At 72.1% G+C, this 26,952-nt stretch carries 25 protein-coding genes and 1 riboswitch; of the genes, 4 read left to right on the forward strand and 21 right to left on the reverse strand.

Annotated features, from left to right (window positions below; translation table 11 throughout):
* Window positions 1-13 precede the first annotated feature (13 nt).
* Window positions 14-112: riboswitch (glycine riboswitch) on the reverse strand.
* A 199-nt stretch (window positions 113-311) separates the two neighbouring features.
* Window positions 312-1,604 (reverse strand): helix-turn-helix domain-containing protein, encoded by a 1,293-nt coding sequence (locus ACLJQM_RS30040; RefSeq protein WP_410633673.1) that lies wholly within the window; start codon window positions 1,602-1,604, stop codon window positions 312-314.
* A gap of 72 nt (window positions 1,605-1,676) precedes the next feature.
* Between ACLJQM_RS30040 and ACLJQM_RS30045 the strand changes: the two genes are divergently transcribed.
* Window positions 1,677-1,883, forward strand: a complete 207-nt coding sequence (locus ACLJQM_RS30045; RefSeq protein ID WP_410633675.1) for a hypothetical protein — start codon at window positions 1,677-1,679, stop codon at window positions 1,881-1,883.
* Here the strand turns inward: ACLJQM_RS30045 and ACLJQM_RS30050 are convergent.
* The 4 genes from ACLJQM_RS30050 to ACLJQM_RS30065 are packed head-to-tail and all read right to left on the reverse strand — an operon-like array spanning window position 1,880 to window position 6,063.
* Entirely contained in the window at window positions 1,880-2,647 is a 768-nt protein-coding gene (locus tag ACLJQM_RS30050; protein ID WP_247013263.1) for a 3-oxoacyl-ACP reductase, read from the reverse strand. The genes ACLJQM_RS30045 and ACLJQM_RS30050 overlap by 4 nt on opposite strands.
* Window positions 2,647-4,011: an aldehyde dehydrogenase family protein gene (locus ACLJQM_RS30055; protein ID WP_410633676.1), complete on the reverse strand. Its 1,365-nt coding sequence runs from the start codon at window positions 4,009-4,011 to the stop codon at window positions 2,647-2,649. The genes ACLJQM_RS30050 and ACLJQM_RS30055 overlap by 1 nt, the downstream gene beginning before the upstream one ends.
* Window positions 4,008-4,718 (reverse strand): gamma-glutamyl-gamma-aminobutyrate hydrolase family protein, encoded by a 711-nt coding sequence (locus ACLJQM_RS30060; RefSeq protein ID WP_360774185.1) that lies wholly within the window; start codon window positions 4,716-4,718, stop codon window positions 4,008-4,010. Before ACLJQM_RS30060 ends, ACLJQM_RS30055 begins: the two co-directional genes overlap by 4 nt.
* Window positions 4,699-6,063 (reverse strand): glutamine synthetase family protein, encoded by a 1,365-nt coding sequence (locus ACLJQM_RS30065; protein WP_247013269.1) that lies wholly within the window; start codon window positions 6,061-6,063, stop codon window positions 4,699-4,701. Before ACLJQM_RS30065 ends, ACLJQM_RS30060 begins: the two co-directional genes overlap by 20 nt.
* Before the next feature lie 234 nt (window positions 6,064-6,297).
* On the opposite strand from ACLJQM_RS30065, the gene ACLJQM_RS30070 reads away from it, so the two are divergent.
* A complete protein-coding gene (locus ACLJQM_RS30070; RefSeq protein ID WP_247013271.1) occupies window positions 6,298-6,822 on the forward strand; it encodes a general stress protein in 525 nt (174 codons plus the stop codon).
* A 181-nt stretch (window positions 6,823-7,003) separates the two neighbouring features.
* Here the strand turns inward: ACLJQM_RS30070 and ACLJQM_RS30075 are convergent, their stop codons facing one another.
* The 3 genes from ACLJQM_RS30075 to ACLJQM_RS30085 all read right to left on the reverse strand — a co-directional run bounded on the left by ACLJQM_RS30075 (window position 7,004) and on the right by ACLJQM_RS30085 (window position 9,610).
* Window positions 7,004-7,888, reverse strand: coding sequence for an alpha/beta fold hydrolase (locus ACLJQM_RS30075; protein WP_410634069.1), 885 nt, complete (start codon window positions 7,886-7,888; stop codon window positions 7,004-7,006).
* A gap of 169 nt (window positions 7,889-8,057) precedes the next feature.
* Window positions 8,058-9,290, reverse strand: coding sequence for a DUF1700 domain-containing protein (locus ACLJQM_RS30080; RefSeq protein WP_410633678.1), 1,233 nt, complete (start codon window positions 9,288-9,290; stop codon window positions 8,058-8,060).
* Entirely contained in the window at window positions 9,287-9,610 is a 324-nt protein-coding gene (locus tag ACLJQM_RS30085) for a PadR family transcriptional regulator (RefSeq protein WP_160697098.1), read from the reverse strand. The genes ACLJQM_RS30080 and ACLJQM_RS30085 overlap by 4 nt, the downstream gene beginning before the upstream one ends.
* A gap of 178 nt (window positions 9,611-9,788) precedes the next feature.
* Between ACLJQM_RS30085 and ACLJQM_RS30090 the strand changes: the two genes are divergently transcribed.
* A complete protein-coding gene (locus ACLJQM_RS30090; protein ID WP_410633680.1) occupies window positions 9,789-10,691 on the forward strand; it encodes an SMP-30/gluconolactonase/LRE family protein in 903 nt (300 codons plus the stop codon).
* Between the two features lie 18 nt (window positions 10,692-10,709).
* Here the strand turns inward: ACLJQM_RS30090 and ACLJQM_RS30095 are convergent, their stop codons facing one another.
* From ACLJQM_RS30095 to rsmD, 12 genes are all read right to left on the reverse strand, one after another.
* Window positions 10,710-11,888, reverse strand: coding sequence for an MAB_1171c family putative transporter (locus tag ACLJQM_RS30095; RefSeq protein ID WP_410633681.1), 1,179 nt, complete (start codon window positions 11,886-11,888; stop codon window positions 10,710-10,712).
* A complete protein-coding gene (locus ACLJQM_RS30100; protein WP_360774200.1) occupies window positions 11,885-12,451 on the reverse strand; it encodes a hypothetical protein in 567 nt (188 codons plus the stop codon). The genes ACLJQM_RS30095 and ACLJQM_RS30100 overlap by 4 nt, the downstream gene beginning before the upstream one ends.
* 856 nt (window positions 12,452-13,307) lie before the next feature.
* Window positions 13,308-13,742, reverse strand: coding sequence for a helix-turn-helix domain-containing protein (locus ACLJQM_RS30105; RefSeq protein WP_247013283.1), 435 nt, complete (start codon window positions 13,740-13,742; stop codon window positions 13,308-13,310).
* 59 nt (window positions 13,743-13,801) lie between these two features.
* Window positions 13,802-14,659 carry a bifunctional DNA-formamidopyrimidine glycosylase/DNA-(apurinic or apyrimidinic site) lyase gene (gene mutM / locus ACLJQM_RS30110; protein ID WP_410633683.1) on the reverse strand — a complete coding sequence of 286 codons (858 nt, stop codon included), beginning with the start codon at window positions 14,657-14,659 and terminating at the stop codon, window positions 13,802-13,804.
* 30 nt (window positions 14,660-14,689) lie between these two features.
* The gene (locus ACLJQM_RS30115; RefSeq protein ID WP_360774206.1) at window positions 14,690-16,045 is read right to left on the reverse strand and encodes a polysaccharide lyase 6 family protein; all 1,356 of its coding nucleotides are present in this window, start codon (window positions 16,043-16,045) and stop codon (window positions 14,690-14,692) included.
* 89 nt (window positions 16,046-16,134) lie between these two features.
* A complete protein-coding gene (gene rnc / locus ACLJQM_RS30120) occupies window positions 16,135-16,884 on the reverse strand; it encodes a ribonuclease III (RefSeq protein ID WP_247013289.1) in 750 nt (249 codons plus the stop codon).
* A gap of 13 nt (window positions 16,885-16,897) precedes the next feature.
* Window positions 16,898-17,080, reverse strand: coding sequence for a 50S ribosomal protein L32 (gene rpmF, locus ACLJQM_RS30125; protein WP_013223689.1), 183 nt, complete (start codon window positions 17,078-17,080; stop codon window positions 16,898-16,900).
* Between the two features lie 89 nt (window positions 17,081-17,169).
* A complete protein-coding gene (locus ACLJQM_RS30130; protein ID WP_410633684.1) occupies window positions 17,170-17,757 on the reverse strand; it encodes a YceD family protein in 588 nt (195 codons plus the stop codon).
* A 105-nt stretch (window positions 17,758-17,862) separates the two neighbouring features.
* The gene (locus ACLJQM_RS30135; RefSeq protein ID WP_247013293.1) at window positions 17,863-18,591 is read right to left on the reverse strand and encodes a DivIVA domain-containing protein; all 729 of its coding nucleotides are present in this window, start codon (window positions 18,589-18,591) and stop codon (window positions 17,863-17,865) included.
* 107 nt (window positions 18,592-18,698) lie between these two features.
* A complete protein-coding gene (locus ACLJQM_RS30140; protein ID WP_410633685.1) occupies window positions 18,699-19,397 on the reverse strand; it encodes a ribonuclease domain-containing protein in 699 nt (232 codons plus the stop codon).
* A 142-nt stretch (window positions 19,398-19,539) separates the two neighbouring features.
* On the reverse strand, window positions 19,540-20,025 hold the full coding sequence (gene coaD / locus ACLJQM_RS30145) for a pantetheine-phosphate adenylyltransferase (RefSeq protein ID WP_247013297.1): 486 nt from the start codon (window positions 20,023-20,025) through the stop codon (window positions 19,540-19,542).
* Between the two features lie 43 nt (window positions 20,026-20,068).
* Window positions 20,069-20,629, reverse strand: coding sequence for a 16S rRNA (guanine(966)-N(2))-methyltransferase RsmD (gene rsmD / locus ACLJQM_RS30150; RefSeq protein ID WP_410633686.1), 561 nt, complete (start codon window positions 20,627-20,629; stop codon window positions 20,069-20,071).
* A 193-nt stretch (window positions 20,630-20,822) separates the two neighbouring features.
* Here rsmD and ACLJQM_RS30155 point away from each other — a divergent pair, with 193 nt between their 5' ends.
* On the forward strand, window positions 20,823-22,940 hold the full coding sequence (locus ACLJQM_RS30155; protein WP_410633688.1) for a HelD family protein: 2,118 nt from the start codon (window positions 20,823-20,825) through the stop codon (window positions 22,938-22,940).
* 187 nt (window positions 22,941-23,127) lie between these two features.
* Here the strand turns inward: ACLJQM_RS30155 and ACLJQM_RS30160 are convergent, their stop codons facing one another.
* The gene (locus ACLJQM_RS30160) at window positions 23,128-26,892 is read right to left on the reverse strand and encodes a hypothetical protein (RefSeq protein WP_410633690.1); all 3,765 of its coding nucleotides are present in this window, start codon (window positions 26,890-26,892) and stop codon (window positions 23,128-23,130) included.
* Between the last annotated feature and the right edge of the window lie 60 nt (window positions 26,893-26,952).

Here is a 26,952-nt window from a genome sequence, read left to right on the forward strand (position 1 = left end):
ACGGTGCGCTGGGAACTCCCCCTCTGTCATGGCACCTGAGAGTTTCACCGCGTGTGAAGCGGCTTTCACCTTGGGTGAGGCGCGGGTGCGCCTGCTTTCCAGAGTGGCCTCGCGCGAAGCGGTAGCAGGTACCTGAGAGATTCCGGGGAGTTTGCTCCTTCGGTGCCCCACCGACTTCGTGAGGGCTCTCCCGCCTCGGCTCAACGGCCCGATCTGCAGTTGTGGCGGTTACGGTACCCGGCGGTTCCGGCGGGCGTCTACACAACCCGGCCAACGCCACAGTGATCCTCGACCCCACGTCGACCAGCGGGTCAGGGCTCGCCGTCGACCCGGCGCGCGACCCCGCCGGCGAGCGCGGGCGGGCGGCGGACCCGGCCCGAGGGCAGGACCAGCCGCTTCAACGGCCCGCCGAGCGGGACCGGCGGGTGGCCCGCACCCAGCAGGACCTGCTCCACGATCTGCTCGGCGTGCCAGGCCACCGAGTCGTTGAGCCGGTCCAGGGACGGGCGGTCGCCGTCGAAGACGTCCTCGTCGGCCAGCGTCACCTCGTAGTACGGGCAGCCGGGCGGGACCGCGATCGCCTCCTCGATCGCCCGGGCGCCGTCGAGGGGGTCGTCGAAGCCGGCTTCGAGCAGCGCCGACCGGTAGATCCGCGCCGCCCGCGCGCGCATGCGAGGCCCGTAGCGGACCACCACCGGGAGACGGCCGGTCAGGTCGGGCACGGCCAGGCCGTGCAGCAGCATGATCGGCGGCACCGAGTGCACCAGCCGCGGCGCGGGCCCGGCCAGCTCGCGGGCGGTGGTGCGGACGCGGTCGGCCATCGCGTCCGGGAGGCCGAAGTAGCGGAAGTCGACGTTGCCGAACCCGAGCCCGTCGGCCACCAGCGACGCCAGCAGCTCGCCGTACCCCCAGATCGGCGACAGCACCACGACCGGTGGCGCCGCGACGACCGGCGACGGCACGGGCGGGCGCGTCGCCTCCTGCTCCGGCACCTGGATGACCAGCCGCGGCGGCTCGTGCCAGTCGTGCACCTCGGCGACCCGCCAGTAGAGTCCGAGCGGCCGCCACAGCTCGCCGAGGACCTCGTGCTCGAGGATCCGGCGAGCCTCGGCGTCGTCGTGCGGGAAGTCCCGCGGCGGCACGACCCCGACGTAGTGGTGGTAGGTGACGCGGACCTCGTCGCCGCGGGTGGCCGAGCGGATCCGCATCTCCCAGTCGATCGGCGACGCGGCGATGAGGTTGGCCACCTGCGTGCCGGGCGAGGAGTAGACGAGCGCGGTGGCCTGCCGGAGGAACTGCCCGGCCTGGTCGATGCCTTCCCGCAGCGCCTTCGCGGCTTGGGCGACGTGCACCGGCGAAGCGAGCGAGTCGGGCAGCACCCCGGCGACGCGCAGCAGCTCGGCCTCCCCGAGCCCGGTCACCTCGGCGAGCTGCGCCCAGTGGTCGAAGACGGTGACCTTCGGCGCGTGCCGGTGCTCGATCCAGCTGCGCAGGGTCGACGTCGGAACGCCGATGCGCCTGGCGGCCTCGTCCAGGGAGAGGCCCCGGGAGCGGATCCCGGCCCGGACCGCTTCCGCCCACTCGTCGGCGCGCCAGTGCGTCACCTCACAAAGCTAACGAAACCCGCTAGCTTTGCGCGGGGACGAATCGCCCACGCCGGCTCGACGCTGGTCACCATGACCACCACCGTGATCGCCCTCGTCCTGATCGTCGGCACGCTGACCTTCGCCGCCGGGGCGTTCCTCGCCGCCGAGATCGCCACCCGCATCCTGCGGCGGCGCGAACGCCAGATCTCCGAAGAGCGCAAGACCCTCAACGCGGCCTGGAAGTACCTGCGGGAGGTGTACGGCGTGCGGAAACCCGGGGCGAAGACGCGCCGTTAGAGCGGGGTGACGTACGCGCCGGAGATGCCGCCGTCGACCAGGAACTGCGACGCCGTGATGAAGCTGGCGTCGTCGCTGGCGAGGAACGCCACCGCCGCCGCGATCTCCTCCGGCTCGGCGAACCGGCCGACCGGGACGTGCACCAGCCGCCGTGCCGCGCGTTCCGGGTCCTTCGCGAACAGCTCCTTGAGCAGCGGGGTGTTCACCGGCCCCGGGCACAGCGCGTTGACGCGGATGTTCTCCCGCGCGAACTGGATGCCCAGCTCGCGGCTCATCGCGAGCACCCCGCCCTTGGACGCGGTGTAGGAGATCTGCGACGTCGCCGCGCCCATCACCGCGACGAACGACGCGGTGTTGACGATGGAACCGCGGCCCTGGCGCTGCATGTGCGGCAGGACGGCCTTGCAGCACAGGTACACCGACGTCAGGTTGACGCGCTGCACGCGTTCCCACGCCTCGATGCCGGTGGTCAGGATGGAGTCGTCCTCGGGCGGCGAAATCCCGGCGTTGTTGAACGCGACGTCGACCGAGCCGAACTGCTCGACCGTGCTGTGGAACAGGTTCTCGACCTGCTCGGCGTCGGTGACGTCGGCCTGGATGAACGCGCCGCCGATCTCGTCGGCGACCGCCTTGCCGACGGCCGGGGTCAGGTCCGCGATGACGACCTTCGCCCCTTCGCTCGCCAGGCGGCGGGCCGAAGCCAGCCCGATGCCGCTCGCGCCGCCGGTGATGACCGCCACGCGGCCTTCGAATCGCTGGACCATTACTCCTCCGTGCTGAGAAAGACGTTCTTGGTTTCGGTGAACGCCGCCGCGGCGTCGGGGCCCAGCTCACGGCCGAGGCCGGACTGCTTGAACCCGCCGAACGGCGTCCAGTAGCGCACCGAAGAGTGCGAGTTGACCGAGAGGTTGCCGGCTTCGACGCCGCGCGCCACCCGGAACGCGCGCCCGGCGTCCCGGGTCCAGATCGACCCCGAAAGGCCGTACTCGGTGGCGTTCGCCATGCGGATCGCGTCGGCCTCTTCGGCGAACGGCACGACGGCGACGACCGGGCCGAACACCTCCTCCGCCGCGGCCGGGTGCCGCAGGTCGGGCGGGGTGAGGACGGTCGGCGGGAACCAGAAGCCCGCACCCGACGGCGCGGTGCCGCGGAAGGCGACCGGCGCGTCGCCGGGCACGTAGGAAGCGACCTTCTCCCGGTGCGCGGCCGAGATCAGCGGCCCCATCTCGGTCTTCTCGTCGCCGGGGTCGCCGACGACGACGCCGTGCACAGCGGGTTCCAGCAGCTCCATGAACCGGTCGTACGCGCTCGCCTGCACCAGGAACAGCGAGCGGGCGCAGCAGTCCTGGCCCGCGTTGTCGAAGACGCCGTAGGGCGCGGTCGCGGCGGCCTTCTCCAGGTCGGAATCGGCGAAGACGATGTTCGCGTTTTTGCCGCCCAGCTCCAGCGTCACGCGCTTCACCCGGGCCGCGCAGCCGGCCATGATCTGCTTGCCGACCTCGGTGGAGCCGGTGAAGACGACCTTGCGCACGCCCGGGTGGTCCACGAACCGCTGCCCGACCACGGATCCCTTGCCGGGCAGCACCTGGAAGACGTCGTCGGGGATGCCCGCCTCGCGCGCCAGCTCGCCCAGCCGGATCGCCGTGAGCGGCGTCAGCTCGGCGGGCTTGAGGACGACGGTGTTGCCGGCGGCGAGCGCGGGCGCGAAACCCCAGCCCGCGATCGGCATCGGGAAGTTCCACGGCACGATCACGCCGACGACGCCCAGGGGTTCCTGGAAGGTGACGTTGACGCCGCCCGGCACCGGGATCTGCTTGCCGATCAGGCGTTCCGGGGCGGCGGAGTAGTAGTTGAGGACATCGCGGACGTTGCCCGCTTCCCAGCGCGCGTTGCCGATGGTGTGCCCGGAGTTCTCGACCTCGAGCCGCGCGAGGTTCTCGAGGTCGCCCTCGACGGCGCCGGCGAAGCGGCGCAGCAGCCGCGCGCGGTCGCCGGGGGTGACGTCGCGCCAGGCCGGGAACGCCGCCTGCGCGCGGGCGATCGCCGCGTCGGTCTCCTCCGCGCTGGTCAGCGGGATGGTCCGCACCACCTCCTCGGTGGCGGGGTTCAGGACGTCGAAGGTGCTCATCGGTTCTCCTCGGTCGCGTCGACGAGCGCGGCGAACAGCCGGACGTCGTCGCTGTCCTGCTCGGGGTGCCACTGCACGCCCAGCGCGAATTCGCCCGGGATCTCGGCGGCCTCGATCGTGCCGTCGGCGGCCCAGCCGACCGGTTCGAGGCCGGCGCCGAGCCGGTCGATCGCCTGGTGGTGGTAGCACAACGTCTTGGTCTCCGACCCCAGGATCGCCGCCGCCCGGCTCCCCTCGGCGAGGGTGACGGTGCCCCGGCCGAACGTCGCGGGCGCGGGCTGGTGCTCGGTGGTCCCCCGCGCGTCCGGCAGGTGCTGGACCAGCGATCCCCCGAGGGCGACGCTCATCACCTGCAGGCCGCGGCACACGCCGAGCACCGGCTTCCCGGCCTTCCGCGCGGCCGCGAACAGGCCGAACTCGAAGGCGTCCCGGTTCGGCCGGGTGTAGGTGGTGGGGTGCGGCTCCTGGCCGTAGCGCGCCGGCTCGACGTCGGCGCCGCCGGTCAGCACCAGCCCGTCCACAGTGGACACGAGCCGGTCGTGCGCGCCGGACACCGGCGGCAGCAGCACCGGGATGCCGCCGGCCGCGACGACGCAGTCGACGTAGACCCGGTGCAGCAGCGCGGCTTCGGTCTCCCAGACTCCGAACTTCGCGGGTTCCAGGTAGCTGGTGAGGCCGATGACCGGCCTAGAGTCGTTCGAAGCCACGGACGAGCTCCCAGTCGGTGACGGCGGCGTTGTAGGCGTCCACCTCGATCTTCGCCGCGTTCAGGTAGTGCTCGACGACGTCTTCGCCGAACGCGCTGCGGGCGATCTCGCTGCCGGCCAGGGCCGCGGCCGCCTCGGGCAGCGTGGTCGGCACCGTGTCCCGGCCGGAGTGGTAGGCGTTGCCGGTGAACGGTTCTTCCAGCTCGAGCTCGTTCTCGATGCCGTGCAGGCCGGCGGCGATCAGCGCGGCGACGGCCAGGTACGGGTTGACGTCCCCGCCCGGCACGCGGTTCTCGACGCGCAGCGACTCGCCGTGCCCGACCACGCGCAGCGCGCACGTCCGGTTGTCGGTGCCCCAAGCGATCGCGGTCGGCGCGAAGCTGCCGGGCACGAACCGCTTGTAGGAGTTGATGTTCGGCGCGAGGAAGTACGTCAGCTCGTGCAGCGCGGCGAGCTGGCCGGCGAGGAACTGCTCCATCAGCTTCGAGAAGCCGTGCTCGCTGTCGCCCGCGAGCACCGCCCGGCCCTCGGTCGAGCGCAGGCTGATGTGGATGTGACAGGAGTTGCCCTCGCGCTCGTTGTACTTCGCCATGAACGTGAGGCTCTTGCCCTCCTGCGCGGCGATCTCCTTGGCGCCGTTCTTGTAGACGCTGTGGTTGTCGCAGGTGGCGAGCGCGTCGGTGAAGCGGAAGGCGATCTCCTGCTGGCCGGGGTTGCACTCGCCCTTGGCGGACTCCGGGTAGAGCCCGGCGCCGGCCATGTCGTTGCGGATGCGGCGCAGCAGCGGCTCCAGGCGGGCGGTGCCGAGCATCGAGTAGTCGACGTTGTACTGGTTGGCGGGCTTGAGGCCGTGGTAGTGCTTGTCCCAGGCGGCTTCGTAGGTGTCGTCGAAGACGATGAACTCGAGTTCGGTCCCGACGAAGGCGGCGAGCCCCCGCTCGGCGAGCCGGTCGAGCTGACGGCGCAGGATCTGCCGCGGCGACACCCCGACCGGGCCGCCCTGCACGCGCTCGACGTCGGCGAGCACCAGCGCGGTGCCCTCGTGCCAGGGGATCTCGCGCAGGGTTTCGAGGTCGGGGCGCAGCACGAAGTCGCCGTAGCCGCTCTCCCACGACGAAAGCGCGTAGCCGTCGACGGTGTTCATGTCGACGTCGACGGCGAGCAGGTAGTTGCAGGCTTCGGTGGCGTGCCCGACGACCTCGTCGAGGAAGTACTCGGCCGAGCAGCGCTTGCCCTGCAGCCGCCCCTGCATGTCCGTGAGCGCGACGAGCACCGTGTCGATCGTGCCCGCGTCCACGCGTGCGCGGAGTTCGTCGAGCGTGAGCATGCCTCGTCTGCGTGCCATCGGTCGCCCCAAAGGTTTGGTATGAATCCTTTGCCGGTTCTTCCTACCCGGTCAGCCCCGCCGGGTCAACCGGAACAAAGGTATTTTCCTGAACCATTGAGCGAGCCGTCGGCGGCGGCGCCGGGCGCGGGCCGGATTGCACGGTTTGCCCGGCTGAGAAGAGTCTGTGAATCTTGCGGCGTGGGAGGATTCCGGGGTACTCCCGCGTTGTACGGGGCAGGAGAGGTGAGATCGATGACCACAGCATTCACGCAGCAGAACACGATCGGACAGCAGCAGGCGCGACCCCAGCTGCCGACCCTGCCCACCGGCTGGCCGATCGGTTCCTACGAGTCCTACGAGCAGGCGCAGCGCGCGGTCGACCACCTCGCGGGCACGGACTTCCCGGTCACCGACGTCACGATCGTGGGCGTCGAGCCGATGCTCGTCGAGCGCATCGCGGGCAAGATGTCCTGGGGCAAGGTCCTGGGCAGCGCGGCGACGTCCGGCGCGATGTTCGGTCTGTTCCTCGGCCTGGTCCTCAGCCTGCTGAACCCGGGCGCGGGCCTGGTCCCGATCGTGATCGGCCTGGTGGCCGGCCTCGGGTTCAACCTGCTGTTCGGCGCTCTGGGATACGCGGTGAACCGCAACAAGCGCGGGTTCGTCTCGCAGAGCCAGCTGGTGGCGCGCCGCTACGACGTGCTGTCCCAGCCCCGCAACGCCGAGAAGGGCCGCGCGCTGCTGGCGGACCTCGCGGCCCGCAGCGCTTTCGGCCACTGACCCACTGACCCACTGACGATCGAAGGCCGCCCCCGGTGCTCCGGAGGCGGCCTTCGTCGTGTCAGGAGCGGACCCCGGCCCGGTGTTCGCCGTGGTCCGGCCACCCGGAACCGTCGGTGCCCGGAACCGTCGGCGCCCGGAACTGTCGGTGCCCGCCGGTAGCGTGGAAAACGGGGGCTGCTCAGGTCCCCGACGACACCGCCGGGTCCGGCACCACCGCGGGATCCGGTGTCCCGGCCGGCCGTCCCGCCCGCAGCAGGTCACCCCACCGGGCCCGGTCGTACCGGGCCGCCGGGGCCGAGTCCAAGAACTCCCGCAGGACCTCGGCGAACCGCGCGGGGTCCGACCGGTGCGGGAAGTGCCCCGCGCCCTCGAACAGCACCAGCCGGCTGCCCGGCATCGCCCGGTGCGCCCGCAGCGCGTGCCCGCTCGGCACGACGCGGTCCTCGGTTCCCCACACCAGCAGCGTCGGGATCCCCTCGGTCAGGTAGCAGCGGTCCAGCATGTTGACCACTTGCCCGCGCCAGTCGACGACCGAGCGCAACGTCCGCAGGAACGCCGAGCGCGTGTCCGGCTCGACCAGCCGGAGGTAGCGGGCGAGCACGTAGTCGAGGTCTTCGGAGAACCGCAGCAGCCCGGCGAGCCCGCGCAGCACCGGCAACGCCTGCCGCGCGCCCAGCAAGGGCAGCACCAGCCCCGCCCCCGGCGCCGCCGCCAGCCGCAGCAGCGGGTGGACGCCCGCCCCGACGCCGCCGGAGCCGACCAGCACCAGGCGTTCGCAGCGTTCCGGGAACTGGTAGGCGAACTGCATCGCGACCCCGCCGCCGAGGGAGTGCCCGACCACCGTCACCCGGTCGACGTCGAGCGTCGTCAGCAGGTCGCGCATGCCGCACGCGTACGCCGCGACCGAGTAGTCCGCGCGCGGTTTAGCGGAGAAGCCGTGGCCGAGCAGGTCGGGCGCGATGACCGTGAAGTCGTCCGCCAGCGACGTCAGCAGCTCGAGCCACGTCGAGGAGTCGTCGCCGATCCCGTGCAGGAAGAGCACCGCCGGGCCGCGCCCGGCCATCCGGTAGGCACGCTCGTGCCCGTGGACCACCCGGGTCCGCGGGGCGAAGCTGTCCGAGAGCACCCGCCCAGCTCAGCACGCGCGCGTTCGCGGGACGTTTCCGGCGCGTTCGCATCGGGTGAACGCCGGGAGCGGGCCCCGACCCGCGCTCCCGGCGTTCGTCCCCCCGTTACTTCGTCGGCGTCGGCGTGGCCGGCGCGGACGAAGAAGTAGCGGGTGCCGGTGTGCTCGTGCTCGACGGCGGGACCGTCACCTTCGGGATCGCGGCGCTGAACGGCACGCCCGCGTCCTCGCGGCAGGCGGCGCGGTTGCCGTAGTAGCCGTTGTAGTCGCCCCGGCTGTCGGTGACGCCCTGCTCGATCTTCGGGCGCGGGAACCGGTTGTCCTCGCCGATCTTCTCCTTGGTGCCGCTCGAGCGTTCGCAGCCGTAGCGGGTCAGCGCGAGCGGCCGGCCCCGCTCGTCGTAGAGGTAGACCTCCGTCAGCGGCTTGCCCTCGGCGTCGAACGCGTAGACGTTCTCGACCTCCTCGCCGCCGTAGGTGAGCTGCTGGTTGCCGTACCGGTCGGACGACGAGGGGTAGTACGACGACTGCTGCGAGGGGTAGTACCGGTTCGAGATGAGGTCGACCGCGGCACCGAACCCGCCGAGCGCTCCGCCGACGACGAATGCCGAAACCGGCACGACCAGCCACAGCAGCCGCCGGTCGCCGCGCACCCGCGGGCCGGCCCACACGATCCCGGCCGCGGCCACGAGCAGGAACGGCAGCAGCAGCACGGCGCTGCGCTGGCGCATCATCAGCAGGACGCCGAAGCCGAGCAGCACCACGGCGCACAGCACCCACCACGCCGGCTTCATCGAGCCCAGCCAGCGCAGCACCCGCCCGGTGTCGTCCTGCTCGCGCCCCTTCGCCAGCGCGCCCCGCAGCCAGCTCACCTCCGGGAGCGCCAGCACCGGCCCGACCCCGCCGCGCAGCAGCAGCGCGAGGCTGATCAGGAACACCGGCAGGAACAGCAGCGTCCCCAGCAGCACGTCGGCGTGGATGCTGATCGCGGCGCCGAACGCCAGCAGCGCCAGCGCGACCGCGCAGAGCACCAGGCCCCACAGGGCGATCCGCGGCTTCGCCAGGCTGGGCGCGGCCGCCGTCGCGAGCACCTGTGTCGCGCCCTCCCCGGCCGGCGGGTACCCCCCGGACGCCCGCAGCTCGGCGGCGTAGCTCTCGGGCGTCCCGAGCCGTTCGATGAGCGCCTCGACGCGGGCGCCCTCCCCGAGTTCGGCTTCCAGCTCCGCCAGGTGCGGGCGGACGTCCTCGAGGATCTCTTCGATCTCGCTCGCGGGCAGGTCGGCGAGCGCGGTGCGGACCCGCGCCAGGTACACCCGCACGGCGGTCGGCTTGTCGCTCATGCTGCCTCTCCCAAAAGCACGTTCATCGTCAGTGCGAAGCTCTGCCAGGTCTTGCCCGACTCCGCGAGCCGCGCCCGGCCCGGCTCGTTCAGGCTGTAGTACTTGCGGTGCGGGCCCTCTTCACTGGGAACCACGTACGAAGTGAGCAGGCCGGCCTTGTACAGCCGGCGCAGCGTCCCGTACACGGAGGCATCCCCCACCTCGTCCAGTCCCGCGGTCCTGAGTCTTCGCAGGACGTCGTACCCGTAGCCGTCTTCGTCGCGGAGCACCGCGAGAACGGCGAGATCGAGCACCCCTTTGAGCAGCTGACTGATCTCCACTGCACCCTCCAGTCTTACGCATGGGAAGGTACCACGCATTGCACAGTAGTGCGCACGGCGGAGGGCCCGACGGGCGTGTCGGGCCCGCTCGGGCCTGGGTGTCCACCGGGCGCGGCATACGCCTGCGTCGTGTGCGGCTGCGTGCCTATCGTGGGGATTCCGTTCGAAGGGGTGACCGATGGATCTGATCAAGACCGAGTTCGAAGTGCTGGACGAGCGGTTCAAGCGCGTCAACGGCGACGAGTGGACGCAGCGCCTGCACACCGGCTGCCGGTGGACCGAGGGTCCGGCGTACTTCCCGGCCGGGCGCTACCTCGTGTTCAGCGACATCCCGAACGACCGCACCCTGCGCTGGGACGAGACGACGGGCCGGGTCGGCGTCTTCCGCCAGCCGTCGCACTACGCGAACGGGCACACCGTCGACCGCCACGGACGGTTGATCAGCTGCGAGCAGGGCCTCCGCCGCGTCACGCGCACCGAGCACGACGGCTCGATCACGGTGCTGGCGTCGGAGTTCGAGGGGAAGCGGCTGAACAGCCCGAACGACGTCGTCGAGCACTCGGACGGGTCAATCTGGTTCACCGACCCGAGTTACGGCATCGACAGCGACTACGAGGGGTACCAGGCGGAAAGCGAAATCGGCGGCTGCCACGTCTACCGCGTCGCCCCGTCGGGGGAGGTCCGGATCGTCGCGGACGACTTCTCGCGCCCGAACGGGCTGGCGTTTTCGGCGGACGAGTCGCTGCTGTACATCGCGGACACCCGCCAGGACCCCAGCCACATCAGGGTGTTCGGAGTCGGCGAGAACGGGAAGCTGACCGGCGGCGAGATCTTCGCGACGAGCGACAGCGGAGGGTTCGACGGGCTGCGCGTGGACAGCGACGCCCGCGTCTGGGCGGCGGCGCACGACGGCCTGCACTGCTTCGACCCGGACGGCACGCGGATCGGCAAGCTGCGCCTCCCGGAGATCTGCTCGAACTTCACGTTCGGCGGCGCACGCGGGAACGAACTGTTCATCACGGCTTCGAGTTCGGTGTACACGCTGAGGGTGACGGTGAACGGAGCCCGCTACCCCCGCTGACGGCCCCGCCCCGATCCGCTAGCCGAGTGCGGCCTCGCGGAGCCGGGCCACCACCGCGTCGCGTTGCCAGGCTCGGCTCACCTGGACCAGCCACGCCGCCTCGGCCGCGACGTCCGCCTCCGCGTCGGGCTGGTCGTCCGGTGCCGCCTTCGCCGGGTCGAAGCGGCGGCCGGCCCGGCCCGCTTCGATCGCCGCCGCGAGGGTGATCGCCTCGATCGTGGCGGGGAGGTCCGCTTCGCTCACGCCCTCGTCGCGAGCCGCCTTCTCGGCTCGGGCGGGGAGGTCCGGGTCGAAGTGGGCGCGCAGGGCGAGGTGGCCGTCGCGGATTTCGATGACGCGGCGGTACAGCGCGAACTCCGGGCCGCCCGCCAGTTCGCGGCCCGGGTCCAGGACGATGCCCGGGACCGCCGTGCGCAGGGCCGTCCACAGTGGCTCGATGCGGCGGTACGCCCGGTATGCCCGGACCCGGCCGATCACCGACGAGACCGCCGGCGACCACGCGCTGAGGGTCGCGCCCGCCGTCACGAAACCGACCGTCGCCGCCGCGAGGACCGAGGACGGCAGGTCCTCGCGGGCGCCGATGCGCGCTGTCCGGGCGAGCTGCCGGACGTCGTCGACGTCCCAGAACGTCCACGCGAACGCCGCGCCGACGCCGACGACCAGCAGCCACAGCCCGGCGCGCAGCGGTCCCGGCTCCGCGTGGCGCGCGCTGCGGACGAACACCGCGAACAGCAGCCCGAGGCTGATCAGGCTGTAGAGCAGGAACACCACCTTGTCGGCGAGCGCGAACGGCAGCGTCGCGGGCGAGAACACCGTGTCGTCGCCGACGCGTTGCGGCCGCGACAGCGTGAAGCACACCGCGAGCAGCGCCATCGTCGTGCCGGTGAACAGCGCGTGCGGCGCCAGGCGCGCGCCTTCGCCGCGCCACACGGACTGCGTGAAGGCGACGGCGAACCCGATCGCGCCCAGCTTCAGCTCGTCGCCGGCCAGGCTGAGGACCCACTCGCCGACCGGGCCCGGGCCGACGAGGGCCGCCATCGCCGGCGTCAGCACCATGATGCCGGTGGCGATGCAGATGCCGAACCCGGCGAGGAACCACATCGTCCGCACCGGCTGGCTGCGGCGCGCCTCGACGAGCTTGTAGCCGAAGCCCGCGAAGCCCACCACGCACAGCAGGTAGGCCAGGGTCTCGATCACGGCGAACGGCGGCGCGCGCGGCCGAAGAGCGAGTCGAAGCGCTGCACGCCTTCGGGCACGTCGGCGGCCGGCTCACGCCGCTCCTCGGGCCGCACGACGCGCTGGGCGAGCAGGCTCGCGACCAGTTCGGCTTCGCGTTCCTCGACCTCGCTGTAGGTGGTCCGGCCGAGCACCCGCCGCACCAGCTCGGGCGAAAGGTGCGGCATCAGCTGCCGCCCGGCGGCGGCGTCGATGGCCACGCCGTCGGCACCGGCGTCGGAACCCGTGTGACCGCACAGCAGGTGCCCGACCTCGTGCAGCAGGATGTGCCGCCGGTGCAGCGCGGTCGTGTCGGTCGGGTAGAGGATGTAGTCGGCGCGTTCGGTGCTCATCAGCAGACCGCACGGCGCGCCTTCGGGAGCGCTGACCGGCATCAGCTCGATGGGCCGCCCCCGCTCGGCGGCCAGCCCGGCGACGAACGCCTCGGCATCGAACGGCTCCGGCAGGCTGACCCCGTCGGCGACCCGCCGCGCCCGCCGCCACAACGCGCGGGACGGCCGTCGCAAGGAAGGTCGCCGCACCATCAGGCCTCCTCCACCCCACCCACCCCGCACGAACGGCCCCGGCCGGTTCAACGCGGCGAACCCCGCGGGGATACGCGGCCGGAGCACCTTCGGACGCTCAGGTCCCGGATGGGGTTCCACGGAAGCGAATCGGACACCCGGACGGCCCAGCCACGCCAGGTCGACGCTATCCCACCACCGGATGCCGGCGATCGGGGGCCGGGTCGGCCTCGCGAGCGTAGGGGGCGGGGCGGCTTGGGAGGGGGCGCTTGCCGACTGGGGCTCGCGAGCGGGGCGGCGGCCTCGCCTCGCCGAGGCACCGGTGGCGGCGGTGGTCCCGCGGGCCCGACCACGCGAGCGGTACCGCCGCCGCCGAGCCGAGCGACCGGCGACGAAGGTGGTCTCGCGGCCCGACCTCGCGAGCAGCACCGCCGCCGCCGCCGAGCCACCGGCGACGAAGGTGGTCCCGCAGGCCCGACCTCGCGAGCAGCACCGCCGCCGCCGCCGAGCCACCGGCGACGAAGGTGGTCCCGCAGGCCCGACCTCGCGAGCAGCACCGCCGCCGCCCAGCCGAGCGACCGGCGAGGGAGGTGGTCCCGCAGGCCTGACATCACGAGCGGAGGGGGCTCGGGGCGGCGACCCGCCCGGCGAGCGGACGGGTGGCAGGGCGACTCGGGTCGCTGGGCGGGAAGAGGCCTGGCCGGCTGCACCTCACGGGCGGGGCAGCGCCGACTCGGTCGCGGCTCCCGGCACCGGCGGCCCGCCCGCGCGAGCGGGGCGGCTCACGGCTGCGACCGGGGGCCGGCTCGATCTCCTGAGCGGAACAAAGCACGTCCGCGTAAGGGCGCAAGAAGCCGGCACCGCGAACAGCGGCACCTCAGTTCTCCCTCTTCGGAGCCCCGCGGCCCGCCTCCCTTCGGGCGATCGCGTCGATCATGTCGCTGATGGTGTCGAGGCCGTCGGCCGACAGGGTCACCGCTCGGAGGGCCAGGTCGCGGACGCCCGCGTCGCGCAGTGCGCCCAGCAGGGCCAGCTCCTCGGCGATCTTCTTGCTCTGCTCGTCGTCGAAGAAGTACGCCGGGGGGACGCCGAAGAAGCGGGCCAGTGCTTCCAGGTGGCGCTTGGTCGGGTTGTCGCGGCGGCCGGTGCGCAGCTGCCACAAGTACGTCGTCGAAAAGCTTTCGCCCGTGGCCTCGCGGCAGGCCTTCGCGACCTCTTCGTTGCTGTACGGCTCCCGATCGGGCCTGCGGACCACGTGGAACAGCCGGTCGATCTTGTCGGCCAGCGTCGACTTTCCGGGCTCCTTGACCACGATGCACTCCCTCAGCTGCCAGGCGTATTCATCCTAGCTGAAAGGCAAACACCATTTATCTACCCAAGTTTGGCCCGGGGCCGGGGCTGGCAGCGGGGGCAGAAGAACGACGAGCGGTTCATGAACGGCTCCCGCCGGATCGCCGTGCCGCAGCGGTGGCACGGCAGGCCTTCCTGGCCGTACGCGTCCAGGGACCGGTCGAAGTAGCCGGATTGCCCGTTCACGTTCACGTACAGCGCGTCGAACGACGTGCCGCCCGCGCCCAGTGCCGCGTTCATCACGTCCGACGCCGCCAACAGGAGCTCGCGGCCCTTCGCCATCGTCAGCTTCTCGGTCGGCCGCGCCCAGTGCAGCTTCGCGCGCCACAGGGCTTCGTCCGCGTAGATGTTGCCGATGCCCGAAACCAGCGTCTGGTCCAGCAGCGCGCGCTTGACCTCGGTGCGCCGCGAACGCAGCGCGCGCACCGCCGCGTCGAGGTCGAACGCCGGGTCCATCGGGTCGCGGGCGATGTGCGCGATCGTGTCCGGGAGCAGCACGTCGTTGAGGTCGTCGAGGGCCAGGCCGCCGAACGTGCGCTGGTCGACGAAGCGCAGCTCCGGGCCATCGTCGGCGAAGCGCAGGCGGACCCGCAGGTGCTTCTCGTCCGGCGCGCCCCCGGGCTGGACGAGCATCTGCCCGCTCATCCCGAGGTGCGCCAGCAGCGCCTCCTTGTCCGACAGCTCGAGCCACAGGTACTTGCCGCGGCGCCGCGCCGCCTCGACGCGGGTGCCGCTCAGCCGCTGCGTGAAGTCCTCCGCACCCAGCGCGTGCCGCCGGATGGCGCGCGGGTGCAGGACCTCCGCCTCGCGGATGGTCCGGCCCGCCACGTGCGCCTGCAGGCCCAGGCGGACGACTTCGACCTCGGGGAGTTCGGGCATGCCTTCATTGTGCCCGGCAGGTACGACAATTCACGGAGCGGCCGGTCCGACGTCGGCTTTCGTCAGGGGAACGCGGGTCGCACCGGACGCGAGGTACTCGTCGGCGCCGACGTCGTAAGCGCCGGCGCGAGCCTGCAGGTCGAAGTCCTTCGCCGCGAACGGGTACGAGCCCACCCCGGCGTCGATCGCCGGGCTCCCGGCGGCCAGCCGGTACAGCCCCGCCGCGTCCTTGACCAGCTTCGGGTCGACCGAGCGCGACGGGATGCCCGCGGTGCCGCCGAAGGTGATGTTGCCCTCGTACTTGACGGTCGACCCGCTCGGCAGCGTCACCAGCGTGCCGGACGTCCCCTTCACGACGTTGTCCGCGACCACGCAGTCCTTCGGTTTGAAGTCGCCGCCGTCGCCGTCGATGACGCTGTTCGACCCCAGCACCGTGTTGTACGCGACGGTCACCCGATCGGGTCGGTCGTGGAGCTTGCTCGTCGGCCCGCTGTCGGCCTCGTCGCCGGAGCCGAACACGATCGCGCGGTCACCGGAATCGGCCACGTAGTTGTTCACGATCTTGTGGTCGTTGCCGTGGAACCGGATGCCCGAGCCGAACAGCAGGTTGCCCTCGACGACGCTGCGGTTGCCGTGGCGCAGCACGATGTAGCCCTTGCTGTCGCGGATCGTGTTGTAGCGCACGACGTTGTCGGACGACTTGACCGAAATGGCTTCGCTGTCGCCGTCGGCCTTCTCGAAGAGGTTGTTCTCGATCAGCGCGTTCGCCGAGTACGACTGGCGGTCGCTGAGGCCGAGCCGGATCGACTCGCCGCCGTTCGTCCCGCCGAACTGGTGGTTGTAGAAGTAGTTGTGGTGCACGTGGACGTGCTTCGCCATGCCGCCGGACGGCCCGAGGACCTGCAGGAACACACCCTGGCTGGTGCGGTTCTGGAAGACGTTGCGGTCGAGCACGGTGTCGTCGCCGCTGACCGTCACCCAGTTGCCGCCGGTCGTGAGCTGGAAGTCGTTGCGGGTCAAGCGGTTGTTCGACGCGCCGGCCGGCACCGTCAGCGAGGCGCCGTTGCGGAACTTGAACCCGCGCAGCACCACGTTCGAGACGCCGCTCGCGAAGGCGAACGTCTTCGAGCCGGTGATGGTGGCCTGGCCGGTGTGCTCGGCGGCGACGGTCACCGGCGCGGAACCCGTGCCGGACCGCTTGATCGACAGCGTCGAGCCCGCGGAATAGGAACCGTCGGCGAGCGCGATCGTGTCGCCGGGATTGGCCTTGTCGAGCGCGGACTGCAACGCCGACAGCGAAGTGACCCGGATCGTCGCGGCCGAAGCCGCCGGGCCGGGGACGACGACGAGCGCCGCCGCGATCAGGGGAACGAAGAAAAGACGCATCCGCCCTACCTCTCAGTGGTTTCCAGCGCGGCGGATGATCATCACGCTACTGAGTGGCGGGCGGAACCGTCAACGGAAGTTCCCGGTGATCAGGACTCCGGTTCGTCCTTCTTCTGTGCCTCGAGTTCGGCGGAGAGCGAACGCCAAGCCGTCTCGGCGGCCTTCTGCTCCGCTTCCTTCTTCGTCGACCCGGAACCGTCGCCGAGCGGACGCGAAGCGACCAGCACCGTGGCCGTGAACTCCTTGCGGTGGTCCGGCCCGGTGTCCTCGACCCGGTACTCGGGCACGCCGAGACCGGCCGACGCCGTCAGCTCCTGCAGGCTCGTCTTCCAGTCGAGCCCGGCCCCGCGCAACGGCGCTTCGGCGAGCAGACCGTCGAAGAGGTGGTGCACGAGCTTGCGGGCGATCTCGATGCCGTGCGCGAGGTACGTCGCACCGATCACCGCCTCCAGGCCGTCGGCGAGGATGCTCGCCTTGTCCCGGCCGCCGGTGAGCTCTTCGCCCTTGCCGAGCAGCAGGTGCGCCCCGAGCCCGCCCTCGCCGAGCCCGCGCGCGACCCGGGCCAGCGCGTGCATGTTGACGACGCTGGCGCGGAGCTTCGCGAGCTGGCCCTCGGGCAGGTCGGGATGCGTGGTGTACAGGTGATCGGTGACGACCAGGCCGAGCACGGCGTCACCGAGGAACTCCAGCCGCTCGTTCGGCGGCAGGCCCCCGTTCTCGTACGCGTACGAGCGGTGGGTCAGCGACAGCCCGAGCAGCTCGGGGTCGAGTGTGACCCCGAGCGCCTCGAGCAACGGCGCCGGATCGGCTGGTGGTCCCCCGGGCGTCTTGCCCCCCATGTCGGCTGTCCGATCAGGCGGGCTCGACGACCTGGCGGCCGTTGTGCTGGCCGCACGACGGGCACGCGATGTGCTGGAGTTTCGGCTGCTTGCAGGCGCGGTTGGAGCAGGGCACCAGCTGCACCGGAGCCGCCTTCCACTGGCTGCGGCGGGAGCGCGTGTTGGATCGCGACATCTTCCGCTTCGGGACGGCCACGAGTAGATCTCCTTAAGACGGTCTGCTCGCGGTCGTGCGAGCGAACTTTCTCACCGGATCGAGCTGGACGCTCGTCAGGTTCTGCTTTTTCAGTGGGGCCCGGGCATTTCGCCCGCGTCCTCGTCGAAGCGCTCGACGAGTGCGGCCCACCGAGGATCTATCTTCTCATGCCCGTGTCCGGGCTCGAGATCGGCCCACTTGACGCCGCAGTCGATGCAGAGCCCGGCGCAGTCTTCGGTGCACAGCGGGGCCAGCGGCAGGGCCAGCACGATCGCGTCGCGGACGGTGGGTTCGAGGTCGATCCGGTCGTCGACCAGCCGGGGGATCTCGTCCTCGTCGGTGGTCTCCTCGGTGGCCGACCCCGGGTAGGCGAACAGCTCCTGGACCTCGACCTCGACCTCTTCGGTCAGCGGGTCGAGGCAGCGGGCGCAGGCGCCCTTGGCGATCGCCGTGGCGGTGCCGCTGACCAGGACGCCTTCGACGACGGATTCGAGCATCAGGTCGAGCTCGAGCTCGGAACCCGCCTCGATGGTGATGACGTCGGGGACGCCGAGCGGCGTCTCCACCGGCACGCTGCGCTGGACGGCGCGGCTGAGGCCGGCGTGACGGCCGAGCTCACGGGTGTCGATCACCCAGGGGCTTCGGTCGTCGAGCTGGGGGGTCTTGTTCTCGGACATCCTGTCCAGGGTACGCAGTGGCCGCCAGTGGTTCGGGCCCGGGACGGTGCAGGCCGGGCCGGCAGGGGTGCGTGGAGGGTCGCGAGCGCGTGGCTGAGAAGCTCGTCACACCTGGTAGTCGTACAGCGTGGGCCGGCCGCCGCCGCTCGGGAGGTTGGCCGGGGAACGCAGGTGGTTGCGGCCCGAATCCACCGTTCGCAGCGTCGTCGCCAGCAGCTCCGAGAACTCCGCCAGCTTGCCGTCCACGTACGCGTCGCAGTCCTGGCGCTGGCGGTCGGCCTCCGCGTGGGCCTCGTCGACGATGCGGGCCGACTCGGCGTGGGCCGCCTGGACGACCTCCGTCTGGGCGACCAGCCTGGACTGCTCCGCACGGCCGTCCTCGATGGCGCGGTCGTAGGCGTCGCGGCCGGCCTGGACCATGCGCTCGGACTCCGCGCGGGAGCGGTCGGTGAGGTTCTGGTACTCGGCCTGGCCCGCCGCGACCGTGCGGTCGGCCTGGTCGTGGGCGTCGGCGAGCATCGCTTCCGCGCGGGCGCGCGCGTCGGCCAGGATGCGCTCGGCCTCGTCGGTCGCCTCGGCGATCGTCCGCTCGGCCTCGGCGTTCGCGCCCGCCACCGCTTCGCCCGCTTCCTTGCGGGCGGCGTGGATCAGGTCGTCGCGCTTGTCGAGGACGTCCTGGGCGTCGTCGACCTCCGCCGGCAGTGCGTCGCGGACGTCGTCCAGGAGTTCCAGCACGTCGCCGCGCGGCACCACGCAGCTGGACGTCATCGGGACGCCGCGCGCCTCCTCGACGATGGTGACGAGCTCGTCGAGCGCCTCGAAAACCCGGTACACGGCAACTCCAATCCCCTGTCGCTGTGACCAGTCTGCCCGCTGCCCGCGCCGAACCGGTGAAGGCGCACGGCGCCGGGCGTGTCCTCCCCCGGCGCCGCGGCCGGAGATCAGGAGTTCAGGTCGACGCGCTTGAACGTGGCGTAGTGGTCGGGGGTGTAGGCCAGCTCGCCCGCCCCGCCCGAGATCACCCGGTCGTTCGTGCCCACCGCGAACAGCTTGTAGTAGCCGGACGCGCAGGCCGGGAGCACGCCTTCGCGGTTCTCGTACGTCGTCCCCGCCGAGGTGCCGTTCCGGGCGCTGTCCACGACCGCGCGGGCCGCCGCCGAGAGCTGCGAGTAGCCGATCTTCGCCAGGCCGGACAGGTCGCCGCACGCGTGGGTGGTGGTGCCGCCGACGTCGATCACCTGGAACGTCGCGTAGTGGTCGCCCGTGTAGAAGTACTCGCCGCCCGAGCCGGTCACGATGCGGCGCGTGCCGCGGGTGCTCGAACCGGGGGTCGGCACCGTGTACTCGTGGTAGTAGCCCGACGTGCAGGACGGGAGGATGCCTTCCCGGTTGTCGAAGACGACTCCGTCGTTCTTCGGGTACGGGAACGGGCCCCCCTTCTGGATCAGGTTGTACGTCGTCGTCGCCTCCGCCGGCAGCGACGAAAGCGCCTTGTGCGTGAAGCCCGACAGGTCCCCGCAGGAGTTCTGCTCCGCGACGGCGGGCGAACTCGTCACCGCTTCGGCGGCGGTGACCCCCGTGAACAACGTGGCCAGGAGCGCGAAGAGAACCGCGACCAGGCGTGATCGGTAGTTGGTCATTTTCGGACCGTAACCCGATCGAATGATCGTCAGAAGACGGGAACGTGAACTCCGCCACCCCGGGCGGCAAGTTCCGACGAACGTAGGGGGCCGAACGACGGGAACCGGGCGTCCCGGGTTGCGGGAAGTCCCTTGTGGAGAGTCAGGCCCCGAGCTTCGGGAACTTCTCCGTGAGGCGCTCGTAGACGATCGGCGGCACCAGGTGCTCGATGTCGCCGCCGAGCGCGGCGACCTCCTTGACCAGCGAGCTGGACACGAACCCGTACGCCGGGTTGTTCGCCATCAGCAGCGTCTCGACGCCGGTGAGCTCGCGGTTCATCTGCGCCATCTGCAGCTCGTAGTCGAAGTCGCTGACCGAGCGCAGGCCCTTGGCGATCGCCACGATGCCGTTGTCGCGGCAGTAGTCGACCAGCAGGCCTTCCCACGAGTCGATCCGCACGTTGCCGAGCTTCGCGGTGATCTCGCGGAGCATCTCGAGCCGCTCGGGGACCTCGAAGAGCCCCTTCTTCGACCGGTTCACCCCCACCGCGACGACGACCTCGTCGAACAGCTGGGCCGCCCGCTCGATGATGTCGAGGTGCCCGTTGGTGGCCGGATCGTAGGAACCGGGACAGACCGCACGCCGCATGGCGCGGACGCTACCGTGCCGCACCCCGTTTCCGCCGCGTGGCTCACGCCACAGGCGTGTACTCGGCCCAGAAGACCGCCGTGTCGCCGTACTTCTTCGCGCGCGAGGGCGCGAAGCCGGGCGGCCAGTCCGGCTCGCCGTCGCGGGCCGCGCGCTCGACCACCACCAGCGCCGCCCGGCCCAGCCAGCCGCCCGCGGCCAGCGCCGCCAGCACGGACCCGAGCGCCGCCGCGTCCACGGCGTAGGGCGGGTCGGCCAGCACCAGGTCGTAGGAAGCGGGCGCGGGCGCGGCGACGACGGCCTCGACCTGCCCGGCCCGGACGGTGCCGCCCAGGCCCAGCGCCGCGACGTTGCCGCGCAGCACCTCCACCGCGCGCCGGTCGGACTCCACGAACAGCGCGTCCGACGCGCCGCGCGAAAGCGCTTCGAGGCCGAGCGCCCCGGAGCCCGCGTAGAGGTCGAGGACGCGGGCGCCCTCCAGCTCCCCCGCCGTCTCCAGCGCGTTGAACAGGGCTTCCCGCACGCGTTCCGACGTCGGCCGGGTGCCCTTGGGCGGCACCTTGAGCCGCCGTCCGCCCGCCGTTCCGGCCACGATCCTGGTCACCCCCCCGATTGTGCGGCAGCGCCTTGCGGGGCCGCGCCCCGCACCCCACGCCGGGGGCTCCGCCACCCGGACCCCCGCCGGCATTCGATGACACGGGGCACTGATGGCCGGGACATCGGTGTGCGGGCGGAAGCCGACGCGTAGAGTCGTTCTTCGCCCTCGGAGGCGATCCAGAGCTGTCAAGGAGCCATGCGTGTCGGAACCTCGGGTCAGACGGGCCGAGATCGCCATCGAACAAGCCCACGTCGATCGCGTGTACACCCGTCTGGACGAACTGCGTGCCCAAGCCGAGGCGATGCGCACGAAGGGCTACGAGATCGGCCAGGGCGCGCAGCGCGAGGCGATCTTCGAACAGGCGTCGATGCTGTTCGAGCGGGACATGATGGTCTACCACGCCAATCAGACGCTCCAGACGCTCGACGCCGAGTACGAGGGTCTCGTCTTCGGCAGGCTCGACCACCTCGACGACGCCGAACGCACCTACGTCGGCAGGCTCGGCATCCGCGACGCCGAGTTCGACAACCTCGTCACGGACTGGCGCGCGCCGGCCGCGGCCGCGTTCTACCAGGCCACGGCCGAGGAGCCGATGGACGTCGTGCGGCGGCGCGTGATCCGCTGCTCCGGCCAGAACGTCCTCGACGTCGACGACGACGTGCTGATCGCCGACGCCGTGCCCGAGGACATGCAGATCGTCGGCGAAGGCGCGCTGATGGCCGCGCTGGGGCGTTCGCGCGGCGAACGCATGCGCGACATCGTCGCGACCATCCAGAAGGAGCAGGACGAGGTCATCCGGGCGCCGTGGCGCGGCGTCACCGAGATCACCGGCGGGCCGGGCACCGGCAAGACCGCCGTCGCGCTGCACCGCGCGGCCTACCTCCTCTACCGCTACCGCCGCCAGCTCGGCGGGGCCGGCGTGCTCGTGATCGGGCCGTCCGGCGTGTTCACCAGCTACATCTCGCGCGTCCTCCCCTCGATGGGGGAGACGAACGTCGAACTGCGCGCGCTCGGCGAGGTCCTCGACGGCCTGGAGGCGACGCGGCAGGACGCGGCGCCGCTCGCCGCGGTCAAGGGGTCGCTGCGGATGCGGAAGATCCTGCTGCGGGCGCTGCGGGACACCCCGCCGGAGGCACCCGACGAGATGCGGATCGTCTACCGCGGCGAAGTCCTGAAGCTGAACGCGCGCGACCTGGAGAAGGTGCGCCGCAAGGCCCACACGCAGGGCGCGCCGCCGAACCGGTCGCGGATCCGGGCCGCCGAGCTGCTGCTCGACGCGCTGGCGGCGAAGGCCGAGGAGTACGCGAAGGCCGACGGCAAGCCGTTCGAGCGGGCCGACCTGATCACCGAACTGGGCGAGCGGATCGACTTCCACCGGTTCCTGGTCGTGTGGTGGCCGGTGCTGTACCCGGCGCAGATCCTCAAGTGGCTGGGCGAGGAGAAGCGGCTCGCGGCGGCGTCGAAGGGCATCCTGAACCGCGGCGAGATCTCGATGCTGGCCGCGGACCTCGCGGACCGGTCGCGGGGCTGGTCGATCGCCGACGTGGCGCTGCTGGACGAGCTGCGCGTGCTGATCGGGCCGCCGCCGAAGCGCAAGCGCCGCCAGGTGATCGAGGTGGAGCCGCAGCGCTCCGGCGGGACACCGACGCGGCCCGAGCACTACGACGAGTACTCGCACGTGGTCGTGGACGAGTCGCAGGACCTCTCGCCGATGCAGTGGCGGATGGTCGGGCGGCGCGGCAAGTACGCGAGCTGGACCGTCGTCGGCGACCCGGTGCAGAGCTCCTGGCCGGACCCCGCGGAGGCGGCTCAGGCGCGCGACCAGGCATTCGGCGTCAAGACCGCCCGCCGGCGGTTCACGCTGCGCACGAACTACCGGAACTCGGCGGAGATCTTCGACCTGGCGGCGAAGGTGGTGGCCGGGCACGCGGAGTCGGGCGAGCTGCCGGTGGCCGTGCGCAAGACGGGCGTGGAGCCGGAGGTCCGCCCGGTGGACGCCACCGGCCTGGCGTCGGCGACGCAGGCGGCGGTGAAGGAGCTGCTGGGCGGGGTCGAGGGCACGGTCGGCGTCATCACGGCCATGGACCGGGTGCCGGAGGTCGCGGGCTGGCTGTCGGGGCAGGCGGACGAGCGGCTGAAGGTCGTCGGCAGCCTGGATTCGAAGGGCCTGGAGTACGACGCGGTGGTCCTCGTGGAGCCGAACGACCTGATCACCGAGTCGACGACCGGGCGGCGGGTGCTGTACGTGGCGCTGACCCGGGCGACGCAGCAGCTGATCGTGCTGGCCTCGAACCCGGACTGGCTGCCGCCGGCCTGACCTTCGCCCAGAGACGCTGAAGGGCCCCTTCGAGGGGCGGGAGGCGGGGTTCCCGTGCCCTTGAAGGGGCCCTTCAGACCCCCGGTGAAATGAACGTCTCGGGGACGTTTCCGTCCGAGGGCATGTCTAGCCGATCCGCGTTGTTCGGTGTCCGCGCGGCGCCACCGAACAACAACGCCGAACAACGTCAGGGGCAGGGCGGGGTGTAGTCGAGGCCCGGCAGGCTCGCCGTCCACTCGGCTTCGCTGATCCGGGGGGCCGCCACCGCGCAGATCCGCTCGGCCGCGCGGCCGGGATCGGTTTCCCACAGCCGCACCGTGCCGTCCGCGCCCGCTCCCGCCAGTGTGTGCCCGTCGGGCGCGTACTGCACGGCGTAGACGCGATCCCGTTCTTCGGGCAGCACCGCCGCCGGGGCCGCGGTGGCGACGTCCCACAGCCGGACCGACCGGTCGTAGCTGCCGGTGGCGAGCGTCCGGCCGTCGCCGCTGAAGGACACCGACATGACGATGTCGGTGTGCCCGGCCAGCACCGTGGCGACCGGCGCGGGGGTCGTGACGTCCCAGAGCCGGACCGTGCGGTCGGCGCTCGCGGTCGCGACGCGCTTGCCGTCGGGGCTGAAGGCGACCGAGAAGATCGTGTCGGTGTGGCCGTCGAGCTTCGCCAGCGTCCGCGGGGCCCGCGGCGCGGAGACGTCCCAGAGCCGCGCGGTGTGGTCCCAGCCGGCGGTGGCGAGCGTGCGGCCGTCGGGGCTGAACGCGAGCGTGTGGACGTCGTCCTCGTGGCCCTCCAGCTTGGCGATCTCGACCGGGTGGAGGCGGTCGGCGAGGTCCCACAGCCGCGCGGTGTGGCCGTCGCCCGCCGTCGCGAGGAACCGGCCGTCCGGGCTGAAGGCGACCGCGTCGATGTCGTCGTGGTAGCGGTTGAACACCGTCTGCGGGCCCGGGTGCGCCGGGTCGGTGATGTCCCGCACCGCCATCGTGTGGTCCCAGCTGCCGGTGGCCAGCGTGCGGCCGTCCGGGCTGATCGCGACGCCGCAGACCGCGTTGCCGAACCCGCCGATCGTGGCGAGGAGCCGGGGCGCGGCCGGGTCCGCGCGGTCGTACAGCCGGACGGCTTCGTCGTAGCCGCTCGTGGCGAGCAGCCTGCCGTCGCGGCCGAAGGCGACGTGGCAGGCCTGGGCCGTGTGCGCCGGGATGCCGGGGCCGGGCAGGTCCCAGAGCCGGGCCGTCTGGTCGTCGCTGGCCGTGGCGAGGGTGCGGCCGTCGCGGGTGAACACCGCGGAGCCGACCACGCCGATGTGCCCGGGCAGGGCCAGCCGCTCGCGGGGCTGCTTCGGGTCGGTGACGTCCCACAACCGCGCAGTGCGGTCGAAGCCGGTGGTCGCGAGGGTGCGCCCGTCGGCGGTGAACGCGACCGAGCGCACGGTCGCCTTGTGCGCGGTGAGCGACGCCAGCTGCGCGGGCCGGGCCGGGTCGGTGACGTCCCACAGCCGCGCGGTCTGGTCCTGGCTCGCCGTGGCGAGGGTGTGCCCGCCGGGGCTGAACGCCACCGAGTGCACGACGTCGGTGTGCCCGGTGGCGACGCCGAGCTGCGTCCGCGAAGCGACGTCCCAGAGCCGCGCGGTCTTGTCGGCCGACGCGGAGGCGAGCAGCTTGCCGTCGGCGCTGAAGGCGAGGTTGTTGACGTAGGAGGTGTGCCCGGTCAGCTCGCCGAGCGGGCGCGGGCGGGCCGGGTCGGTGGTGTCGTAGAGCCGGAGCGTGCCGGTGACGTCGGCGGTCGCCAGCAGCGGCCCGGCCGGGCTGAAGGCGACGGCGTAGGCCTTGCCTTCGTGCTTCTCGATCACGGTGCCGGGGCCGGGGCGCGCCGGGTCGGAGACGTCCCAGACGCGGACGGTGCCGTCGAAGCTCGCGGTGGCGGCGGTCCGGCCGTCGGCGGCGAAGGCGACGTTGTTGACGTTGGCGGTGTGCCCGCCGAGGGTGCCCAGCGGCACCGGGTGGTGCGGGTCGGCGATGTCCCACAGCCGCGCGGTGTTGTCCCAGCTCGCGGTGGCCATGACCCGGCCGTCCGGGCGGAGGGCGACGGTGTTGACGCGGCCGGTGTGCCCGGTGAGCCGGGTCGAGTACGGCGTCGCGAACATGCCGAGGACGCTGCTGCGCTCGTCGGCGCCCGGGTCGAGGCGGTACGCGGCGAGCGCGAGCTGCGCGGCCAGCGCGGGGTTGGTCGCGCGCATGGCCAGCGCCTGGCTCGCGACCTTCTGCGCGAGCGCGTTGTTGCGCTGGTCGGTGGCCGTCGACTCGGCGCGCACGGCGTAGACGGTGGCGCCGACCGCGAAGACGAGCAGCACCGCGAGCAGCGCGACCAGCTGCCGCAGCCGCCGGGTGCGACGGCGGTCGCGCTCCCGCTCGGCGTGCTCGACGGCGAGGCTCGCGTCGAGGAACCGCCGTTCCCGCCGGGACAGCGCGGCGTCCTGGCGCGCGGCCCACTCCCGCGCGACGGCCAGCCGGGTGCCGCGGTAGAGCCAGCCGGGGTCTTCGTCGACGGACTCCCACGCGTCGGTCGCCTCGGTGAGCTGCCGGTGCACGCGCAGGCCTTCGCGGTCCTGCGTGAGCCACTCGCGCAGCCGCGGCCAGCCGCGGATGAGGGCTTCGTGGGCGATTTCGATGCCGGTGTCGTCGAGGGCGACCAGCCGGGCCGAAGCCAGCTCGCCGAGGACGACGGCGGTGTCTTCGTCGTCGGTGTCCAGCTCGGCGCGGCCGATCCGGCGCTTGGTGTCTTCGGTGCCTTCGCCGAGCGCGGTCATCCGGAGGAAGATCTGCCGGGCCAGCCGCTGCTGGCGGCCCGAGAGCTTCCCGAAGGTGCCTTCGGACGTCTGCGCGATGGCCCGCTCGATGCCGCCGGTCGACTCGTAGCCGGCCAGGGTGAGCGTGGTGCCGCGGCGCCGCCGCCACGTCTCCAGCAGCGCGTGCGAGAGCAGCGGCAGCACGCCGGGCTGGCCGGTGGCGTCCGCGACGAGCCGGGAGACCAGCGCGTTCTCGACGCGGTGACCGGTGTCGACGGCGGGCCGCGAGATCGCCTGCCGGAGCTCCTCGGTGGTCATCGGGCCGACCAGGACCTGGGCGTCCTGCATCGCCTCGGCGAGCACCGCGTGCCGCGCGCAGTGGGTGTAGAAGTCGGTGCGGATGCCGAGCACCACGCGCGTCCGGCTGTCCGGGCCGGCGGTGGCGGCGACCAGCGCGTCGAGGAAGCGGGCCCGCTCCTGCTCGTCCTGGCAGAGCGTGAAGACCTCTTCGAACTGGTCGACGACGAGCACGACGTCCTCGGCGCCGTCGTCGGTCAGCTGGCGGGCGGCGAGGCCGAGGTTGCGCGGGTGCGCGGCGAAGTCGTCGAGCAGGGCGCCGGCCGGGACGCCGAGCGCGGCCGCGAACTTGACCGCGCACTCCTGCAGTGGCCGGGCGCCCGGGGTGAGCAGCACCACCGGGCCCTTGACGGCGGGCAGGAGGCCGGCGCGCAGCAGCGAGGACTTGCCCGAGCCGGAGGCGCCGAGCACGGCGAGAAAACGTTGTCCCGCCAGTCGCGCGACGAGCTTTTCGATCAGCTTGTCCCGGCCGAAGAATCGCCGCGCATCAGCTGAGGTGAATGCGGACAGGCCGACGTAAGGCGGGATTTCCCCGGATTCGGGCTCGGGCGGTGAATCGGCACCGTCCCGGCGCGACTCTTCGGCGACGGCGTGCCACCGCTCTTCCCATTCCCCGGGGGCCCCGCCGCAGGCCCGGACGTAGGCCAGAGTGACGGCCAAGCTGGGGAGTTTCCGCCCACCGGCGGCTTCGGACAGCGTGCCGGCCGAGTAGTGCGCGCGCCGGCCGAGCTCGCGATAAGTGGGGTTCCCGGCGCTCTCGCGCAAACGCCGGAGATCGGCGGCGAATTCGGTCAGCAGATCGTCCCCGGGATCCAAGGGTCGCTCCGGACGCGGCACCCGTCCTCCTGTTTCTCTTTTTCCGGTTCGGCCACCGTA

Source organism: Amycolatopsis sp. cmx-4-83 (genome assembly GCF_046548815.1).
Lineage (GTDB): Bacteria > Actinomycetota > Actinomycetes > Mycobacteriales > Pseudonocardiaceae > Amycolatopsis > Amycolatopsis pretoriensis_A.

Bases quoted from the DNA above. Each gene is read 5' to 3' on its own strand.
- ACLJQM_RS30045 (WP_410633675.1), top strand. From the start codon at position 1,677: ATGACCACCACCGTGATCGCCCTCGTCCTGATCGTCGGCACGCTGACC.
- ACLJQM_RS30050 (WP_247013263.1), bottom strand. From the start codon at position 2,647: ATGGTCCAGCGATTCGAAGGCCGCGTGGCGGTCATCACCGGCGGCGCG.
- ACLJQM_RS30055 (WP_410633676.1), bottom strand. From the start codon at position 4,011: ATGAGCACCTTCGACGTCCTGAACCCCGCCACCGAGGAGGTGGTGCGG.
- ACLJQM_RS30065 (WP_247013269.1), bottom strand. From the start codon at position 6,063: ATGGCACGCAGACGAGGCATGCTCACGCTCGACGAACTCCGCGCACGC.
- ACLJQM_RS30070 (WP_247013271.1), top strand. From the start codon at position 6,298: ATGACCACAGCATTCACGCAGCAGAACACGATCGGACAGCAGCAGGCG.
- ACLJQM_RS30075 (WP_410634069.1), bottom strand. From the start codon at position 7,888: ATGGCCGGGCGCGGCCCGGCGGTGCTCTTCCTGCACGGGATCGGCGAC.
- ACLJQM_RS30080 (WP_410633678.1), bottom strand. From the start codon at position 9,290: ATGAGCGACAAGCCGACCGCCGTGCGGGTGTACCTGGCGCGGGTCCGC.
- ACLJQM_RS30090 (WP_410633680.1), top strand. From the start codon at position 9,789: ATGGATCTGATCAAGACCGAGTTCGAAGTGCTGGACGAGCGGTTCAAG.
- ACLJQM_RS30100 (WP_360774200.1), bottom strand. From the start codon at position 12,451: ATGGTGCGGCGACCTTCCTTGCGACGGCCGTCCCGCGCGTTGTGGCGG.
- mutM (WP_410633683.1), bottom strand. From the start codon at position 14,659: ATGCCCGAACTCCCCGAGGTCGAAGTCGTCCGCCTGGGCCTGCAGGCG.
- ACLJQM_RS30115 (WP_360774206.1), bottom strand. From the start codon at position 16,045: ATGCGTCTTTTCTTCGTTCCCCTGATCGCGGCGGCGCTCGTCGTCGTC.
- rnc (WP_247013289.1), bottom strand. From the start codon at position 16,884: ATGGGGGGCAAGACGCCCGGGGGACCACCAGCCGATCCGGCGCCGTTG.
- ACLJQM_RS30130 (WP_410633684.1), bottom strand. From the start codon at position 17,757: ATGTCCGAGAACAAGACCCCCCAGCTCGACGACCGAAGCCCCTGGGTG.
- ACLJQM_RS30140 (WP_410633685.1), bottom strand. From the start codon at position 19,397: ATGACCAACTACCGATCACGCCTGGTCGCGGTTCTCTTCGCGCTCCTG.
- coaD (WP_247013297.1), bottom strand. From the start codon at position 20,025: ATGCGGCGTGCGGTCTGTCCCGGTTCCTACGATCCGGCCACCAACGGG.